This is a genomic window from Zavarzinia marina, from assembly GCF_021568905.1.
Classification (GTDB): domain Bacteria; phylum Pseudomonadota; class Alphaproteobacteria; order Zavarziniales; family Zavarziniaceae; genus Zavarzinia; species Zavarzinia marina.
The window spans coordinates 624,060-640,180 of the sequence record NZ_JAKGSB010000002.1 but is presented as its reverse complement, the minus strand read 5'-3'; the positions used below and the strand labels follow the sequence as shown (position 1 = coordinate 640,180).

At 69.0% G+C, this 16,121-nt stretch carries 14 protein-coding genes; 9 read left to right on the top strand and 5 right to left on the bottom strand.

All coding sequences use genetic code 11. The features are described 5' to 3' along the window. Window positions 1-38: 38 nt before the first annotated feature. A complete protein-coding gene (locus tag L2U69_RS08765; RefSeq protein WP_236106404.1) occupies window positions 39-464 on the top strand; it encodes a hypothetical protein in 426 nt (141 codons plus the stop codon). A gap of 40 nt (window positions 465-504) precedes the next feature. Here L2U69_RS08765 and L2U69_RS08760 read toward each other — a convergent pair whose 3' ends face one another. Then, window positions 505-1,419 (bottom strand): sterol desaturase family protein, encoded by a 915-nt coding sequence (locus tag L2U69_RS08760; protein WP_236106403.1) that lies wholly within the window; start codon window positions 1,417-1,419, stop codon window positions 505-507. Window positions 1,420-1,532: 113 nt separating this feature from the next. Here L2U69_RS08760 and L2U69_RS08755 point away from each other — a divergent pair, with 113 nt between their 5' ends. Then, entirely contained in the window at window positions 1,533-2,924 is a 1,392-nt protein-coding gene (locus tag L2U69_RS08755) for an MFS transporter (RefSeq protein ID WP_236106402.1), read from the top strand. A gap of 1 nt (window position 2,925) precedes the next feature. On the opposite strand, the gene L2U69_RS08750 is transcribed toward L2U69_RS08755, so the two are convergent. After that, complete coding sequence (locus L2U69_RS08750; protein WP_236106401.1) at window positions 2,926-3,828, bottom strand: sterol desaturase family protein; 903 nt, start codon at window positions 3,826-3,828, stop codon at window positions 2,926-2,928. A gap of 13 nt (window positions 3,829-3,841) precedes the next feature. After that, window positions 3,842-4,258: a hypothetical protein gene (locus L2U69_RS08745; protein WP_236106400.1), complete on the bottom strand. Its 417-nt coding sequence runs from the start codon at window positions 4,256-4,258 to the stop codon at window positions 3,842-3,844. Window positions 4,259-4,378: 120 nt separating this feature from the next. On the opposite strand from L2U69_RS08745, the gene L2U69_RS08740 reads away from it, so the two are divergent. Continuing rightward, window positions 4,379-4,900, top strand: a complete 522-nt coding sequence (locus tag L2U69_RS08740) for a tyrosine phosphatase family protein (protein WP_236106399.1) — start codon at window positions 4,379-4,381, stop codon at window positions 4,898-4,900. Between the two features lie 97 nt (window positions 4,901-4,997). Then, entirely contained in the window at window positions 4,998-5,774 is a 777-nt protein-coding gene (locus L2U69_RS08735; RefSeq protein ID WP_236106398.1) for an SDR family oxidoreductase, read from the top strand. Here the strand turns inward: L2U69_RS08735 and L2U69_RS08730 are convergent. Then, entirely contained in the window at window positions 5,707-6,801 is a 1,095-nt protein-coding gene (locus L2U69_RS08730) for an AraC family transcriptional regulator (protein ID WP_236106397.1), read from the bottom strand. The genes L2U69_RS08735 and L2U69_RS08730 overlap by 68 nt on opposite strands. Window positions 6,802-7,033: 232 nt before the next feature. On the opposite strand from L2U69_RS08730, the gene L2U69_RS08725 reads away from it, so the two are divergent. The 3 genes from L2U69_RS08725 to L2U69_RS08715 all read left to right on the top strand — a co-directional run bounded on the left by L2U69_RS08725 (window position 7,034) and on the right by L2U69_RS08715 (window position 10,967). Further along, window positions 7,034-8,803, top strand: coding sequence for an N-acyl-D-amino-acid deacylase family protein (locus L2U69_RS08725; RefSeq protein WP_236106396.1), 1,770 nt, complete (start codon window positions 7,034-7,036; stop codon window positions 8,801-8,803). Between the two features lie 102 nt (window positions 8,804-8,905). After that, window positions 8,906-10,408, top strand: a complete 1,503-nt coding sequence (locus L2U69_RS08720; RefSeq protein WP_236106395.1) for an ATP-binding protein — start codon at window positions 8,906-8,908, stop codon at window positions 10,406-10,408. 13 nt (window positions 10,409-10,421) lie between these two features. Further along, complete coding sequence (locus L2U69_RS08715) at window positions 10,422-10,967, top strand: DinB family protein (protein ID WP_236106394.1); 546 nt, start codon at window positions 10,422-10,424, stop codon at window positions 10,965-10,967. A gap of 3 nt (window positions 10,968-10,970) precedes the next feature. Here L2U69_RS08715 and L2U69_RS08710 read toward each other — a convergent pair whose 3' ends face one another. After that, window positions 10,971-11,579, bottom strand: coding sequence for a TetR/AcrR family transcriptional regulator (locus L2U69_RS08710; RefSeq protein ID WP_236106393.1), 609 nt, complete (start codon window positions 11,577-11,579; stop codon window positions 10,971-10,973). Window positions 11,580-11,741: 162 nt separating this feature from the next. Between L2U69_RS08710 and L2U69_RS08705 the strand changes: the two genes are divergently transcribed. Both L2U69_RS08705 and L2U69_RS08700 read left to right on the top strand, forming a co-directional pair. Next, window positions 11,742-12,947: an efflux RND transporter periplasmic adaptor subunit gene (locus L2U69_RS08705; protein WP_329605383.1), complete on the top strand. Its 1,206-nt coding sequence runs from the start codon at window positions 11,742-11,744 to the stop codon at window positions 12,945-12,947. A gap of 12 nt (window positions 12,948-12,959) precedes the next feature. Continuing rightward, window positions 12,960-16,094: an efflux RND transporter permease subunit gene (locus L2U69_RS08700; RefSeq protein ID WP_236106392.1), complete on the top strand. Its 3,135-nt coding sequence runs from the start codon at window positions 12,960-12,962 to the stop codon at window positions 16,092-16,094. Window positions 16,095-16,121 lie beyond the last annotated feature (27 nt).

Here is a 16,121-nt window from a genome sequence, read left to right as displayed (position 1 = left end):
CTGCTGGACTCCGCCCGCTCGGGGCGTAGCGTGCATTCATGCACGCCTTCCGGTCGATACTCTCCGCCATCGCGGTGGCGGCTGCCCTATGGGGGGGCGCGGGCCTCGGGGCCCGGGCCGAGAGTCTGCGCGACTCCGGCAAGGTCGACATCGCGCCCGCCATCGGTGACGGGCGGGCGATCGGCGAAGGACGGGACGGTGCGCGTGTCACCATTCCACGCTCGGGTCCGGCCCTGGGGCCGACGGTGCCGGGGCTGACCGCCATGGTACCGCCGAGCCCCGGCCTGCGACCCCTGGCGTCGCCGCCGGGCCTGACGGCGCGCTCCGGTCCGACGGCGCGCTCCGGCGGCAGCGGCGAATCCTTCGATTTCGGCGGCCCGCGCGACGACGGCCTGCCGCCGCTGATCGGTCCGGCGGGCGACGATTTCGGCGGCGTGATCCGCTTCCGGAAAGCTCTCCCCTAAATCATCCCCCGATGTTTCGGGCCGGATTCCCGGCGTCCGGTCATTCGGCCGGCTGGACGTGCTGCCGGACCGCGGCCTGACGCGCGGCCCAGAGGCGGCGGATCTCGGCCGAGGTGGTGCCCTTGCCGTCCTCGCGCCAGCCGGGCGGGCCGAACAGCGTGTGCAGCCGGCCGCGCCAGGTCCGCGCCCGGGCGACGTCTCGGGCGAGCGACCGCCATTCGTGGAAGGCGATCACCAGGGGATTGAAACTGCCGATGTTCTTCACGATGCCGTAACGGCAGGGCTCCGTTCCGTCCTCCGGCACGAAGCTGCCGAACATCCGGTCCCAGACGATCAGGATGCCGGCGTAATTGGCGTCCAGATAGCGCGGATTGGTGGCGTGATGGACCCGGTGGTGCGATGGCGTGTTGAACACGGCCTCGAACCAGGCGGGCAGCCTGCCCACCGCCTCGGTATGGATCCAGAACTGATAGATCAGGCTGACGCCCATCTGGAAGAAGATCAGCTCCGTCGGGAAGCCGATCAGGGCGAGCGGCAGCCAGCAGATCCAGGTCAGGGCCAATTGCCCGGTCCAGGTCTGGCGCAGCGCGGTCGAGAGGTTGTAGTGCTGCGAGGAATGGTGATTGATATGGGCCGCCCACCAGATGCGATGCTCGTGGCTGAGACGGTGGAACCAGTAGTAGCAGAGGTCTTCGGCGAAGAAGACGGCGACGAAGGCCCACCACTGGAAACCGATGTCGAAGAGCGCGAAACCATGCACCCATTCGAAGGCGCCATAGAGCACCAGCCCCTTCAGAAGGCCGGGGATCAGGCTGCCGAAGCCCATGGTCAGGGACGCCGCCGCATCCCGGCCCTCATAGGCGACGCCGCCGCGCAGCTTCATCCAGGCGAGTTCGGCGAAGATCAGGATCCCGAAGGCGGGAATGGCATAGAACACCGGATCGGGCAGGGTCATGCCGGGGGTTTCCTCATGTTTTTCGTGGATATTAGCGGGGCACCCCGGCGCGGTCACCGCCAAAACACGATCTGTCGAACCATGATGATGCGTCGCAACGGGTCGGTCCCGCGATGAGCGACGGTGCCACGGCGCGCTGGGCCGACGTCCTGCGGGAACGCCATTTTCCGGTTTTCCTGCTGCTCTGCTTCGGCATCTGGCTTCATGCCGCCGACAGCCTGCTGGTGGCGACGGCGATGCCGACCGTGGTGGCGGAGATCGGCGGCGCCGCCTATCTCGCCTGGGCGACGGCGCTCTATGTCCTTGCCTCCATCGTCGCGGGTGCCGCCGCCGGCTCGGCGATGCGGCGCTTCACGATCCGCGCCGCGATCACGGGCGGCGCATTGCTCTATGGCGTCGGCTGCGTCGCCAGCGCGGCGGCACCCGACATGGCGGTGATGCTGCTCGGCCGGGCGCTCCAGGGGGCCGGGGGCGGGGCGATGGTGGCGCTTGCCTATGTCGCGCTGGAGCGGTTGTTTCCGGCGGCGCTCTGGCCGCGCCTCTTCGCCGTCGTCGCCGTGATCTGGGGCGTCGCGGCGCTGTTCGGGCCACTGATCGGCGGTCTCTTCACCGAGGCGGGATTCTGGCGCGGCGCCTTCTGGGCCTTCGCCGCCCAGGCCCTCGTGCTGGGACTCGCCTTCGCTCGCTTCCTGCCCGGCGACGGCACGGCGAAGGCCCGGGCGGGAGAGGCGCCGACGCCCATGCCGCTCGCCCGGCTCTTCGTCGTCGCGCTCGGCGTGCTCGGCATCGCGGCGGCGGGGGTGATCGGCCATGTGCCGTCGGCGCTGGGCGCCGGGCTCGCCGGGCTGGCGCTGCTCGGCTTTGCCATCGGCCTCGACCGGCGGGCGGCGGTGCCGATCCTGCCGCGCGCCACCTTCCGGCCCGGCGCGGCCGCCGCCGGCTTCATGCTGGTGCTCGCGGTCTCGATCGCCACCATGCCGTTCACCGTCTTCGCGCCGATCCTGATGGAACATCTGCACGGCACGCGGCCCCTGGTGGTCGGCTACGTCATCGCGGTGGAGGCGGTGGCCTGGACCCTGACCGCCGTCGTCTTCGCCGGCGTCGGGCCCAGGGCGGAGCGCCGGGTGATCCTGGCGGGCGCCGCCGCCGCCGGCCTCGCGGTGCCGCTCTCGGCCTGGGCCGTGCCCTTCGGCGGCCTCTTCTGGGTGGCGGTCGTCGCCTTCCTGCAGGGCGGCGGTATGGGCATGGTCTGGGCCTTCGTCACCCGCCGTATCGTCGAGGCGGTGGACGAGGGAGAGCGCGGCCTCGCGGCGGCGGTGGTGCCGACGGTGCAATTGCTCGGCTATGCGCTGGGCGCCGCCGGGGCCGGCATCGTCGCCAACGCAAGGGGGCTCGGCGCCGATCCGGGCCCGGCGACGGCACTGGCCGCCGGACCCTGGATCTTCGTCGCCTGCGTGCCCCTGGCGCTGGTGGGCATGGCGGCGGCGCGCCGCCTGGCGCGCTGACCTATTCGGCTGGCATTGCCTCGGGCCGACGGCGCCAGGCGTCGCGAATGGTCTCGGAGGTGGAGCCCTTGCCGTCCTCGCGCCAGCCGGGCGGGCCGAACAGGGTCAGGACGCGGCCGCGCCAGGTCCGGGCCGCGCGCAGGTCGCGGAAGATGCCGACCCATTCGTGAAAGCCGATGACCGCCGGATTGAAGGTGCCGATGTTCTTCACGATGCCGTAACGCGGCGGGTCCATCGCGTTCTCGGGCTCGAAGGTGCCGAACAGGCGGTCCCAGATGATCAGCGTGCCGGCGTAATTGCGGTCCAGATAGCGCGGGTTGGTGGCATGGTGGACGCGGTGGTGCGACGGGGTGTTGAACACCGCCTCGAACCATGCCGGCATCCTGCCGATCGCCTCGGTATGGATCCAGAACTGATAGACCAGGGAGACGCCGTGAGCGACGGCGATCGCCTCCACCGGGATGCCCACGACCGGCATCAGGGCATAGGGGATCCAGGACATGGCGAAGAAGCCGGACCAGGGCTGGCGCAGCGCCGTCGACAGGTTGAAGTGCAGGGACGAATGGTGGGTGACATGGGCCGCCCACCACCAGCGCCACTGATGGCTGAGCCGATGGCTCCAGTAGAAGCAGAAATCCTGGATCAGGAGGACGGCGGGAAAGGCCCACCATACCGCCGCGTCCCAGTCGAACAGCCGGTATTCGTAAAGGAGCGCGAAGAGGGGATAGAGCACGAGGGCGATCAGGGCGCCGTCCACCAGATTGCCGAGGCCCATGGTCAGGCTGGCGACACTGTCGCGCCATTCATAGGCGACGCCGCCGCGCCATCTCATCCAGGCGAGTTCCGCCAGGACGAGGAGGACGAAACCGGGCACCGCATATTGCAGCAGGGCGAGCATTTCCATGGCGTCTCTATCCTCAGCCGTGGGCCAGGCCGCGCAGCCGGTCGACCCAGGGGCGGGTGGCGGCGTCGCCGGTCGACGCCATCTCGAAATGGTGGCGGCCGAAATCCTTGGTCTCGACCAGCAGGCGACCGCCCTCCAGCCGGCAGGAGACGACGTCGCCGGGGCCGAGCAGGCGGCTCGGCAGCTTGTCGCCGAAGGCGAAGACGAGGCCGAGCCGGCTCGAGGCCCGGTCGGTGGCGAGCGCCGCGCCGCGATCGGCGGCGATCCAGACTTCCGCCGGCTCGAAATCCTGCCAGTCCTCGGTCAGGCGGCGGCGCGCCAGCGGCTCGTCCAGGGCGGGGGGGCGGGCCCCGCGCGAGACGAACCAGATCGCCGCCATCAGGCCGGCGGCGGCAAGGGCCGCCAAAATCAGCGGCAAGGCGGCTTCCATCTTGTATCCTCCTCCGTCGGCGCCACTTGCGGGCGCTTGTACATGAGTATTGATCACATTAGGGTGCGCAGGCAATGGCGCATCGCCGGATTAAGGCCGGCGACGCGCGGGGAGGGGAAAATGCCGGTCGTCCATGTCTGTCCCTGGGCCGATCTGCCCATGGTGGCGCGGCGCGTCCGCCCCAGTCATCTCGTCTCCCTGCTCGATCCCGACGATTGGCCGGAAACCCCGCCCGAAGTGGTGCCCGAGCGGCACCACCGGGTCGGCGTCCATGACTACGCGGAAGCCCAGGAGGGCATGGTCGTGCCGGAAGTCGAGCATGTGCGTGCCCTGATCGCCTTCCTGCGCGGCTGGGACGCGCGCGAGCCGATCCTGATCCATTGCTTCGCCGGCATATCGCGCTCGACCGCCAGTGCCCTGATCACGCTCGCCCTGCACAATCCGGGGCGCGAGCGCGCGGCGGCGGAGGCGATCCGCCTGCAATCGCCGGCCGCCTCGCCCAACCGGCGCATCATCGCCATCGCCGACGGGCTGCTCGGCCTCGACGGACGGCTGACCGGCGCGGTCGCGGCCATGACGCCCTCGCGGCCCGCCTATCAGAACAAGCCGTTCGAGGTGCCGCTGGACCTGTGGGGAGCCTGAAAGAGAGACACGCCGCCCTCGCGGCGGGCATCGAAAACACGACGAAAGATCCCGGCCTTCGCCGGGATGACGTCCAAGTAAAATAAGGGGAGAACGCATGACCAAATCCGTCTTCATCACCGGCGCCGCGCGCGGCATCGGGGCCGAGATCGCGCGGCGTTTCGCGCGCGAGGGCTATTTCGTCGGTCTCGTCGATCTCGACGCCGAGGGGGTGGCGAAACTGGCGTCGGAACTGGGCGCCAACCGCTGCTTCCATGCCACGCTGGACGTCACGGATTTCGCCGCCTTCGAAAAGGTCATGGCGGATTTCGTGGCGGCGGCGGGCGGGCGGCTGGACGTGCTGGTCAACAATGCCGGCATCGCCAAATTCGCCGCCTTCGAGCAGATCACGCCGGAATTCCACGCCAAGACCATCGACGTGAACCTGAAGGGCGTGGTGAACGGCTTCCACGCGGCGCTGCCCTACATGAAGCAGACGCCGGGCGCCGCGATCGTGTCGCTGTGCTCGGCTTCCGCCATGTACGGCACGCCGGGGCTCGCGGTCTATTCGGCGACGAAATTCGCCGTCCGCGCCCTGACCGAGGCGCTGGCCCAGGAATTCGCCCCCTTGGGCATCAAGGTGACCGACATCCTGCCCGGCTTCGTCGCGACCGACATGGTGCACAGCCAGGGCCACGGCGCCGGCGAGGCGGTAGCCAAGATGGGCGGCATCGCCCATACGCCGCAGGATATCGCCAATCTCGCCTATAAGGCGGCGCAGGGCGACAAGGTCCATTGGCCGGGCAACGGTCAGGTCTCCTTCGGGCTCAAGGTCGCGGGTCTGTTCCCGGGTCTGCTGCGCCGGATGATGAAGCCGATGATGGGGATCCACTGAGACCGGATTCACCGAGGGTGACCCTGCGCCAGCGCGCCGGCGTCTGCCCGGTCCAGCGCCGGAAGGCACGGACGAAGACCCCGGCCTCGGCGAAGCCGAGACGGGCGGCGACGGCCTCCACCTTCAGGTCGGGACGCGACAGGTAACGCCGGGCCAGCGCCAGGCGCACCGCATCGCGCTCCGCACTGAACGTCGTGCCGGCGGCGTCCAGCGCCCGCTGCAGGCTGCGCACGCTGGTGTTCAGCGCGTCCGCCGCCGCTTCCACGCTCGGGCCTTTCTCCGCCGCCAGCAGGCCTTGCAGCACCCGGCGCAGCGCCGCCGGCATGCCGCCGCCCGACAGGCGCTCGCGGCACACATCCTCGGCATGGGCCAGCAGCAAGCGGTTCACCGCCTCGTTCGCCGCGCGCAGCGGCATGGCCATCTGGTCGCGGTTCCAGACCAGGGCATTCTGTCCGGCGCCGAAGCGGACCTTGGTGCCGAAGAGGGTGGCCCAGGGGCCGGCGTCCCGGGGCGCGGACCGCTCCAGCCGGACCTCGACGGGCGAGAGGTCGTGGCCGGTGATCATGCGCGCCAGCATCAGGCTGGCGCCCAGCGCCGCGTCGACGCGCATTTCCTTCAGCACCCAGTCGGCGCTGGCGGGCGTATAGCGCATCAGCACGCGGCCCGGTTCGTGGCCGATCTCGATCAAGCCGCCCTCGCCGATCAGCGGCGTCAGGCGCACCGCCTCGCGCAGCGCGGTGCCGAGGTCGGGCGCCGTCATCATCACCTGACCGACCAGGCTGAAACTCGCGGGCTGCGCCTGGCGTCCGACGGCGAGGCCGAGGGCGGGTGTCGCCGCCAGGGCGGCGGCGGCCTGCCAGATGCGGTCCACCTCCCCCAGGGTCAATTGCCCGTCGGCGCGGGAAAGGCGGGCGGGATCCACGCCGGCGCGCGCCAGCACGTCGCCGGGGGCGAGGCCCGGCACCAGGCCAGCCGCCGTCTCGATCACGGTCCGCACATAGGCGGTGGAAACGCCGCTGCCGATCATGATCGGATTTTCGGCATGCTGGCACGAAATGTCAATTTTCAGGCGGTGCCGGTCAATGACGCCAGACTGAAACGAGACTAAATCTGATCATCGACAGGGATGCGCTTTACATCGTCGTCCAGGCAGAAGGCCGGGACCTTTCGACGGAAGGGGCGCCCGTTCTGCAAAAGATCCCGGCCGGCGCCGGGATGACGAAATAAAAAAGCGGCGTCGCCGCCAAGGGGAGGGAAGCATGGACTACGACCTGAAGATCACCGGCGGCACCATCGTCGACGGTACCGGCGCGCCCGCCTATGAGGGCGACGTCGCGGTGAAGGACGGGCGCATCGTCGCGCTGGGCGCCTGCCCGGGCGATGCCGCGCGGGTGATCGACGCGACCGGCGCCATCGTCACCCCCGGCTTCGTCGACCTCCACACCCATTACGATGGCCAGGTGAGCTGGGACGCGGATCTCCGCCCCTCGGTCAATCACGGCGTCACCACCGCCGTGCTCGGCAATTGCGGCGTCGGCTTCGCGCCGGTGCGGCCGCAGGATCACGACTGCCTGATCCGCCTGATGGAAGGGGTGGAGGACATCCCCGGCGTGGCGCTGGCCGAGGGCCTGACCTGGAACTGGGAAAGCTTCCCCGACTACATGAAGGCGATCGACTTCCCCCATACGATCGATTTCGCCGCCATGGTCCCGCATGATCCGCTGCGCGTCTATGTCATGGGCGAGCGCGCGGTCCACGGCGAGGCGGCGACGGCCCAGGATGTCGCCAGGATGCGCGATCTGGTGCGCGAGGCGATGGAGGCCGGCGCCTTCGGCTTCGCCACCGGGCGCAGCGACACCCACCGCACCTCCGACGGTCTGGCGACCCCGGCGTCCGAGGCGACCATCGCCGAGCTTTCGGGTATCGCCGAAGCCATGAAGGGTCTCGACTGGGGCGTGCTCCAGGCCGTCTCCGATTTCGATCTCGAAAAGGGCCCGGCGGAATTCGAGCGCGAATTCGACATCGTCGAAGCCTATGCCGCCACCGCGCCCGACCACCCGACCTCCATCACCCTGATGGAACGCCCGCTCGATCCCGCGCAATGGAAGAAGATCGTGGCGCGGGCCGAGGCGGCGAAGGCGAAGGGCATCACCATCCGCATGCAGACGGCGCCCCGTGCCGTCGGCGTGATGGTCGGCTTCCAATGCACCTTCCATCCCTTCATGGGCCATCCGTCCTACAAGGCGATCGCCCATCTGCCCCTGGCGGAGCGTGTGGCGCGCCTGTGCGATCCCGAGGTCAAGGCCCGCATCATGGCCGAGACGCCGGACAAGATGGCGGCCGACGGTTCCTCGGTCCCGCCCATGGTCGACAAATTCCTGGGTGCCGTCGATTTCGTCTCGACCATGCTGTTCCAACTGGGCGAGACGCCGGACTACGAACAGCCGTTCGAGAAATCGATGTATGCGCGGGCCCAGGCCCTCGGCGTTTCGCCGCTGTCGGCGATCTATGACGCCATGCTCGAGGACGGGGGGCGGGCGATGCTCTATTTCCCCTTCTCGAACTATGTCGAATTCTCTCTCGACAATGTGCTGACCATGATGCGCCACCCCCTTGCGCTGGCCGGGCTGTCGGACGGCGGCGCCCATGTCGGCACGGTCTGCGATGCCAGCTTCTCCACCTTCCTTCTCGCCTATTGGGCGCGGGACCGGGTGCGGGGCGAGCGTCTGACCATCGAACAGGCGGTCCATATGCTGACCGGCGCCAATGCCGCCCATGGCGGCTTCCGTGATCGCGGCACCCTCGCGGTGGGCAAGCGCGCGGACATCAATGTGATCGATTTCGACCGCCTGACCCTGAAGGCGCCGCATATGGTCCACGACCTGCCGGCGGGCGGCCAGCGCCTGCTGCAGGATGCGGTCGGCTATCGCGCCACCCTGGTGGCGGGTGTTCCTGTGATCGAGAACGACGAACTGACCGGTGCCCGCCCGGGCCGCCTGGTGCGCATGAGCGAACTTCGGGCGGTCTGAGCGCCCGATCCGGTTGCGGGCGCCCCGCCGCCCGCTAGAATGCATGACCCCGGCGGGCGGCATCCGCCGGGGTCGTTGCATTGTAAGGCGGGGTTTATCGGGATGAAGATCGGGATCGAGATGGGGGCCCAGCGCAACGGCGCGCCGGCGATGCTCGACCTCGAGGAACTGCTGGCGACGCGCCTTCTGGTGCAGGGCAATTCCGGTTCCGGCAAATCCCATCTGTTGCGCCGCCTGCTCGAACAGAGCGCGCCCCATGTCCAGCAGGCGGTGATCGACCCGGAGGGCGATTTCGTCACCCTGGCCGATCGTTTCGGCCATGTCGTGGTCGACGCGACGCGGAGCGAGGATGATCTGACCCGGATCGCCGCAAGGGTGCGCCAGCACCGGGTCTCCGTCGTCCTGAATCTCGAAGGGCTGGACGCAGAGGCGCAGATGCGCGCCGCCGCCGCCTTCCTGGGCGGGCTGTTCGATGCCGAACGGGACCATTGGTACCCCATGCTGGTGGTGGTCGACGAGGCACAGCTCTTCGCGCCCGCCGCCGCCGGCGAGGTCTCGGACGAGGCGCGGAAACTCACCCTCGGCGCCATGGCCAACCTGATGTCGCGCGGGCGAAAGCGCGGGCTGGCCGGCGTGATCGCCACCCAGCGCCTGGCCAAGCTGGCCAAGAATGTCGCCGCCGAAGCCTCCAACTTCCTGATGGGGCGCACCTTCCTCGACATCGACATGGCGCGCGCCGCCGATCTGCTGGGCATGGACAAGCGCCAGGCGGAAATGTTCCGCGATCTCGAACGCGGCCATTTCGTGGCGCTGGGTCCCGCGCTGTCGCGCGCCCCGCTGGCGATCCGGATCGGCGCGGTCGAAACCTCCAGCCGCTCGACAAGCCCCATTCTGGTGCCCCTGCCGGAACAACCACCGGCGGACGCCGCCGATCTGATCTTCACGGCGGGGGCCGACGAGCCGCCGGTGTTCCGGCCGGCGCCGCGCGTGCCCCAGGCCGCGCCGACGGCCGAGGTCATGCTGGAACTGGCGCGCGGGCGGCCCGCCGGCCTCGGCCCGCCGCCGGCCGCCGAGGAGCCCGACGACGGCCTCGACGCCGGTGAACGCGACCGCATCCATCAGGAGATCATGGCCGAGATCCTGGCCGATCCCGACGCCGCCTATCGCACCCATGCCGTGCTCTACCAGGATTTCCTGGTGCGCCGGCGCATTCGCCGCCTGACCGGCGCGGTGCCCGAACTGCCGGCCTTCCGCCGCCTGCTGTCCATGGTGCGCGCGGGCATCGATCCCGCCGCCGGCGACGATTCGGCGGCGGCCCGCGCGGTCGAGATGGCGTCGCGCCTGACCGAGGATCTGCAGGGCGTGTTCCTGCTGATCGCCCAGGCGGCGATCGACGGCCGGCCCTGCCCGCCGGACGCCGAAGTGGCGCGGGCCTATGGCACCCAGTCCCTCGGTCGGGCGCGGCGGCTCCTCGCCTATCTCGAGGAATGCGGTCTTCTGGTCATGCGCACGGACTTCAGGGGCCAGCGCGTGATCGCCGTGCCCGAGCTGGCGGTCGAGACCGCGCCGGGCGACGCCAATGCCCCCGGCACGGTGCCGGCCTGAGAAGGGGACGACGATGACCGGCCTCGCCCGCCATTTCGAGCGCATGGCGCTGAACAATGCCTGGTCGAACGCGCGCCTGCTTGGCGCCGTCGCGGGCCTGGATCATGCGCAGTACACCGCGACGCGGACGAGCTTCTTTCCCTCCCTGCGCGAGACCCTGAACCATATCCTGCTGGTCGACCTCTATTATGTCGGCGGGCTGGAAACGGGGCGGGCCGATCCCGCGGTCCGCGGCGAAATGGATCAGGTGTCGGACGTTCCGGCCCTGGTCGAAGCCCAGCGGGCGGTCGACCGGCGCCTGCTGGCCCTGTGCCGGGGGCAGGGCGACGGCGATCTCGCGCGCGCCGTCATTCTCGATCGCGGCGCGCGGGGCCTGCGCCGCGAGACGCGGGGCACGGTGCTGCCCCATCTCTTCATCCATCAGATCCATCACCGGGGGCAGGTCCACGCCATGCTCTCAGGAACGCCGGTGGCGCCACCGCAGCTCGACGAATTCTTCCTGGAGGAGGACGCGGTTCAGCGCGACCGCGATCTGGCGGATTTCGGCCTGACCGGATGAGCTTCAGGGCGACAGCAGGCGGTCGAAGGCGAGGCGCATGGCCTCGATGGCGCTGTCGCGGTTGATGCCGGGATTGCGGATGGCGCGGATCGTCAGGCCTTCGTATAGGGTGACGATCATGTCGACCCGGGCCATCAGGCGGTCCTCGGTGTCGGGTTCGGTGCAGCCGCAGCTCTCGGCGATCATGCCGGCAAGCGTGGTGCGCATGGTGTGGTCGGCTTCCTGCACCATGGCGGCGACCTTCGGGTTGCGCGACGCCTCGACCGTGATCTCGAGGAACAGGCCCGCCTTGTCAGGATCGCTCATGCCGTCGTAGCCGGCCTCGACCTGTTCGATCATGGCGTCGGCGATGGAGCCCTGGTGCTGCTTCAGGGTTTCCACATAGGTGCGGAAATCCTCGAACTTCTCCTCGATGAAGGCGGCGATGATCGCCTCCTTGTTCTCGAAGTAATGGTAGATGTGGCCGACGCTCATGCCCGCCTCCTTGGCGAGCGCGGCCATGGAGGTGGCATGGAAACCATTGTTGCGGAAGCAGCGAATGGCGGCGTCGAGAATCTGACGGCGCCGCGATTCCTGGCGCGTCTCGGTCCCGGCCGCGTCGCCCATGCCCATGCCTACCACCCTTTCGGAAATGCATCTTGACTTCATATTAGAATGAACGTTCATTCTAGGCAACGTCGCATTAGAACGGCACCATTCGGCATCGGGGGGGAAGCCGATGGGCAAACGGCCGGGCTCGTTCCGGCGGCCATCCAGTACTCTCAAAGGTGTGTCATGCCTATGCCGTCGCGGGTTCCCTTGTCGATCGCCTTTTCCGCCGTCCTTCTGGCCGGCGCCCTGACCCTAGCCGGCTGCGACGAACAGCAGGCCGGCGGCGGTGGCGGCATGCCCGGCATGGGCGGTCCGATGCCGGTCGGCGTCGTCGCCATCGAAGCCGCCCCTGTGACCATCACCAGCGAATTGTCGGGCCGGACGGCGGCCTATCGGATCGCCGAGATCCGGCCCCAGGTCGACGGCATCATCACCGAGCGCCTGTTCGAGGAAGGGGCCGAGGTCGCGGCCGGCGATCCCCTCTATCAGATCGATCCGGTGACCTATCAGGCCATGGTCGACGCCGCCGAGGCCAGCCTCGCCCGGGCCGAGGCGGGGGTGGAGATCGCCCGTCTCGACGAGAAGCGCTATCGCCAGCTCGTGAAGACCAATGCGGTCAGCCGCCAGAATTACGACGACGCGGTCGCCGCCCTGAAGCAGGCCCAGGCCGACCTCGCCGCCGCCAGGGCCAGCCTGTCGACCGCGCGCATCAACCTCGACCGCGCCCGCATCATCGCGCCCATTCCGGGCCGGATCGGCCGCTCCACGGTGACCCAGGGCGCCCTCGTCACCGCCAATCAGGCGACGGCGCTGGCCACCATCCAGCAGCTCGACCCGATCTATGTCGACGTCACCCAGTCGAGCGCGGAGCTGCTCCGCGTGAAGGCGGAAATGGCGAGCGGCCGGCTGACGGGCGTCAATGCCGAAAGCGCCGAAGTCACCCTGTTCCTCGAGGACGGCTCGACCTACGGCGTCAAGGGGCGCCTGAAATTCTCCGAGGCGACGGTGGACGAGGGCACGGGCGCCGTGACCCTGCGCGCCGTCTTCCCCAATCCGGACCAGCGCCTGCTGCCCGGCATGTTCGTCCGCGCCGAGATCCAGCTGGGCGTCGATCCCCAGGGCCTTCTGGTGCCGCAGCAGGGCATCACCCGCACGCCGACCGGCCAGGCCAGCGCCATGGTCGTCGGCGAGGGCGACAAGGTGGAGCCCCGCGTCGTCGTGGCGGACCGCGCCATCGGCGACAAATGGCTGGTGACCTCGGGCCTGAAGCCGGGCGACCGGGTGATCGTCGACGGCCTGCAGAAGATCCATCCGGGTGCCGAGGTGACGCCGGTGCCCGCCGGCGCCACGGCGCAGAACGGCGCGCCCGCAACGGCGCCCGCGAACTGAGGCGGGGATACCATGGCCAGTTTCTTCATCGACCGCCCGATCTTCGCCTGGGTGATCGCCATCGTGATCATGATGGCGGGCGGGCTCGCCATCATGGGCCTGCCGGTCTCGCAATATCCGGCGATCGCGCCGACCACCATCTCGATCACATCGACCTATCCGGGATCGTCCGCGCAGGCGCTCGAGGAATCGGTGACCCAGGTCATCGAGCAGCGCATGAAGGGGATCGACAACCTCCGCTACATGTCGTCGACGTCCTCGTCCTCGGGCCTCTCGATCATCACCCTGACCTTCGAGGCGGGGACGGATCCCGACATCGCCCAGGTCCAGGTGCAGAACAAGCTGTCGCTGGCGACGCCGAGCCTGCCGCAGTCGGTGCAGCAGCAGGGCGTCGTCGTCGCCAAGGCGACGGACAATTTCCTGATGGTGATCGGCCTCGTCTCCGGCGAGAGCGGGCTGAGCCAGGTCGATCTGGCGGACTACATCGGCTCAAGTCTCGTCGATCCCCTCAGCCGCGTGGAAGGCGTCGGCGACATTCAGGTCTTCGGCAATCAGTACGCGATGCGGATCTGGCTCGACCCGGCGAAGCTGACGGCCTTCCACCTCACGACCGGCGACGTCGTGGCGGCGATCCAGTCGCAGAACATTCAGGTCTCGGCCGGTCAGCTCGGCGGCACGCCGCCCGCGCCCGGCCAGCAGCTGAACGCGACCATCGTGGCGCAGACGCTGATGAACACGCCCGAGGAATTCGGCGCCATCCTGCTCAAGGCGGGCGAGGACGGATCGCGGGTCCGCCTCGCCGACGTCGCCCGGATCGAGATCGGGGCCGAGGGTTATGACGTCATCGCCCGCTACAACGGTCAGCCGGCCGCCGGCATCGGCCTGAAGCTCGCTTCCGGCGCCAATGCGCTCGCCACCGCGGAAGCGGTGCGCGCCAAGATGGCCGAACTGTCGGCCTTCTTCCCCCAAGGCGTTCAGGTCGTCTTTCCCTACGACACCACGCCTTTCGTGAAGATCTCGATCGAGGAGGTGGTGAAGACGCTGATCGAGGCGATCATCCTCGTCTTCATCGTCATGTATGTCTTCCTGCAGAACTTCCGTGCCACCCTGATCCCGACGATCGCGGTGCCCGTCGTGCTGCTCGGCACCTTCGGCGTCCTGTTCGCGCTCGGCTATTCGATCAACGTGCTGACCATGTTCGCCATGGTGCTGGCCATCGGCCTCCTCGTCGACGATGCCATCGTCGTCGTGGAGAACGTCGAGCGCGTGATGTCCGAGGAGGGCCTGCCGCCGCGCGAGGCGACGCGAAAGTCGATGACGCAGATCACCGGCGCCCTGGTCGGCATCGCCCTGGTCCTGTCCGCCGTGTTCGTGCCCATGGCTTTCTTCACCGGATCGGCCGGCGTCATCTACCGCCAGTTCTCGGTCACCATCGTCTCGGCCATGGTGCTCTCGGTGCTGGTTGCCCTGATCCTGACGCCGGCGCTGTGCGCCACCATGCTGAAGCCGGTCGAAAAGGGCCACGGCATGGCCCGCAAGGGCCCGTTCGGCTGGTTCAACCGGGGCTTCGAGGCATCGAGCCGGGCCTACGAGCGGACCGTCGGCGGGCTGCTGCGCAGGGTGCCTCATGTCATGGTGGTGTTCATCGCGCTGGTGGTCGGCCTCGGCTTCCTGTTCGTGCGGCTGCCCACCTCGTTCCTGCCGGACGAGGACCAGGGCATCATGTTCACCCAGGCGCAACTGCCCGTCGGCTCGACCCAGGAGCGCACGATGGACGTCGTGAAGCAGATCGAGCACCACTTCCTGGAGGACCAGAAGGAAGCCGTGCGCTCGATCTTCACGGTCCAGGGCTTCAGCTTCGGCGGCAACGGCCAGAATGTCGCGATCGGCTTCATCGGCCTGCGCGACTGGGCGGAACGCACGCGCCCGGATCTCGCCGTCGGCGCCGTAGCGGGCAAGGCCTTCGGGGCCTTCGCGGGCATCCGCGACGCCATGGTCTTCGCCTTCGCGCCGCCGGCGGTGATCGAGCTCGGCAATGCGACCGGCTTCGACCTGCAGCTCCAGGATCTCGGCGGCATCGGCCACGACAAGCTGCTCGAGGCGCGCAACATGCTGCTCGGCATGGCCGGACAGGATCCGCGCCTGACCCAGGTGCGCCCCAACGGCCAGGAGGACGAGCCGCAGTACCGGGTCGAGATCGATACCCTCCGGGCCGGCGCGCTCGGCCTGTCGCTGGCGGACGTCAATGCGACCCTGGCGACCGCCTGGGGCGGCACCTATGCCAATGATTTCGTCGACCGCGGCCGTATCAAGAAGGTCTATGTCCAGGCCGATGCGCCCTACCGCATGTCGCCGGATGACCTGAACCGCTGGCACGTGCGGAACGCGTCGGGCGAGATGGTGCCCTTCTCGGCCTTCGCCGCCGCCCGCTGGGACTATGGCCCGGCGCGCCTCGAACGCTACAACGGCATGCCGTCGTTCTCGATTCAGGGCTCGGCCGCGCCCGGCCTGTCGTCGGGCGACGCCATGCTGGCGATGGAGGAATTGATCGCCAAGCTGCCGCCCGGCGTCGGCTTCGAATGGACCGGTCTGTCCGATCAGGAACGTTCGTCCGGCAATCAGGCGCCGGCGCTCTACGCCATCTCGATCCTGGTGGTGTTCCTCTGCCTCGCCGCCCTCTACGAGAGCTGGTCGGTGCCCTTCTCGGTGATCATGGTGGTGCCGCTCGGCGTCCTCGGCGCCGTGATCGCGGCCAACCTGCGGGGTCTGTCGAACGACATCTATTTCCAGGTCGGCCTGCTGACCACGGTCGGTCTCTCGGCGAAGAACGCGATCCTGATCGTCGAATTCGCCAAGGAACAGCAGGAGATGGGCAAGGACCTGGTCGCCGCGACCCTCGAGGCGGTGCGCCTCCGGCTGCGGCCGATCCTGATGACGTCCTTCGCCTTCATCCTGGGCGTGCTGCCCCTGGTGCTGGCGACCGGCGCCGGTTCGGGCGGGCAGAACGCCATCGGCACCGGCGTCATGGGCGGCATGCTGGCGGCGACGATCCTCGGCATCTTCTTCGTGCCGGTGTTCTTCTTCCTGATCCGCAGCCTGTTCTCGCGCCGGATCCAGCCCGCCCCGGCGCCGCAGCCGGCGGAATAGGCTCCGCGACCCCGCTCCGGGCGGCGC

Coding starts and splice junctions, on each gene's coding strand:
- L2U69_RS08765 (WP_236106404.1), top strand. CDS start 39: ATGCACGCCTTCCGGTCGATACTCTCCGCCATCGCGGTGGCGGCTGCC.
- L2U69_RS08760 (WP_236106403.1), bottom strand. CDS start 1,419: ATGACCCTGCCCGATCCGGTGTTCTATGCCATTCCCGCCTTCGGGATC.
- L2U69_RS08755 (WP_236106402.1), top strand. CDS start 1,533: ATGAGCGACGGTGCCACGGCGCGCTGGGCCGACGTCCTGCGGGAACGC.
- L2U69_RS08750 (WP_236106401.1), bottom strand. CDS start 3,828: ATGGAAATGCTCGCCCTGCTGCAATATGCGGTGCCCGGTTTCGTCCTC.
- L2U69_RS08745 (WP_236106400.1), bottom strand. CDS start 4,258: ATGGAAGCCGCCTTGCCGCTGATTTTGGCGGCCCTTGCCGCCGCCGGC.
- L2U69_RS08740 (WP_236106399.1), top strand. CDS start 4,379: ATGCCGGTCGTCCATGTCTGTCCCTGGGCCGATCTGCCCATGGTGGCG.
- L2U69_RS08735 (WP_236106398.1), top strand. CDS start 4,998: ATGACCAAATCCGTCTTCATCACCGGCGCCGCGCGCGGCATCGGGGCC.
- L2U69_RS08730 (WP_236106397.1), bottom strand. CDS start 6,801: ATGATCGGCAGCGGCGTTTCCACCGCCTATGTGCGGACCGTGATCGAG.
- L2U69_RS08725 (WP_236106396.1), top strand. CDS start 7,034: ATGGACTACGACCTGAAGATCACCGGCGGCACCATCGTCGACGGTACC.
- L2U69_RS08720 (WP_236106395.1), top strand. CDS start 8,906: ATGAAGATCGGGATCGAGATGGGGGCCCAGCGCAACGGCGCGCCGGCG.
- L2U69_RS08715 (WP_236106394.1), top strand. CDS start 10,422: ATGACCGGCCTCGCCCGCCATTTCGAGCGCATGGCGCTGAACAATGCC.
- L2U69_RS08710 (WP_236106393.1), bottom strand. CDS start 11,579: ATGGGCATGGGCGACGCGGCCGGGACCGAGACGCGCCAGGAATCGCGG.
- L2U69_RS08705 (WP_329605383.1), top strand. CDS start 11,742: ATGCCTATGCCGTCGCGGGTTCCCTTGTCGATCGCCTTTTCCGCCGTC.
- L2U69_RS08700 (WP_236106392.1), top strand. CDS start 12,960: ATGGCCAGTTTCTTCATCGACCGCCCGATCTTCGCCTGGGTGATCGCC.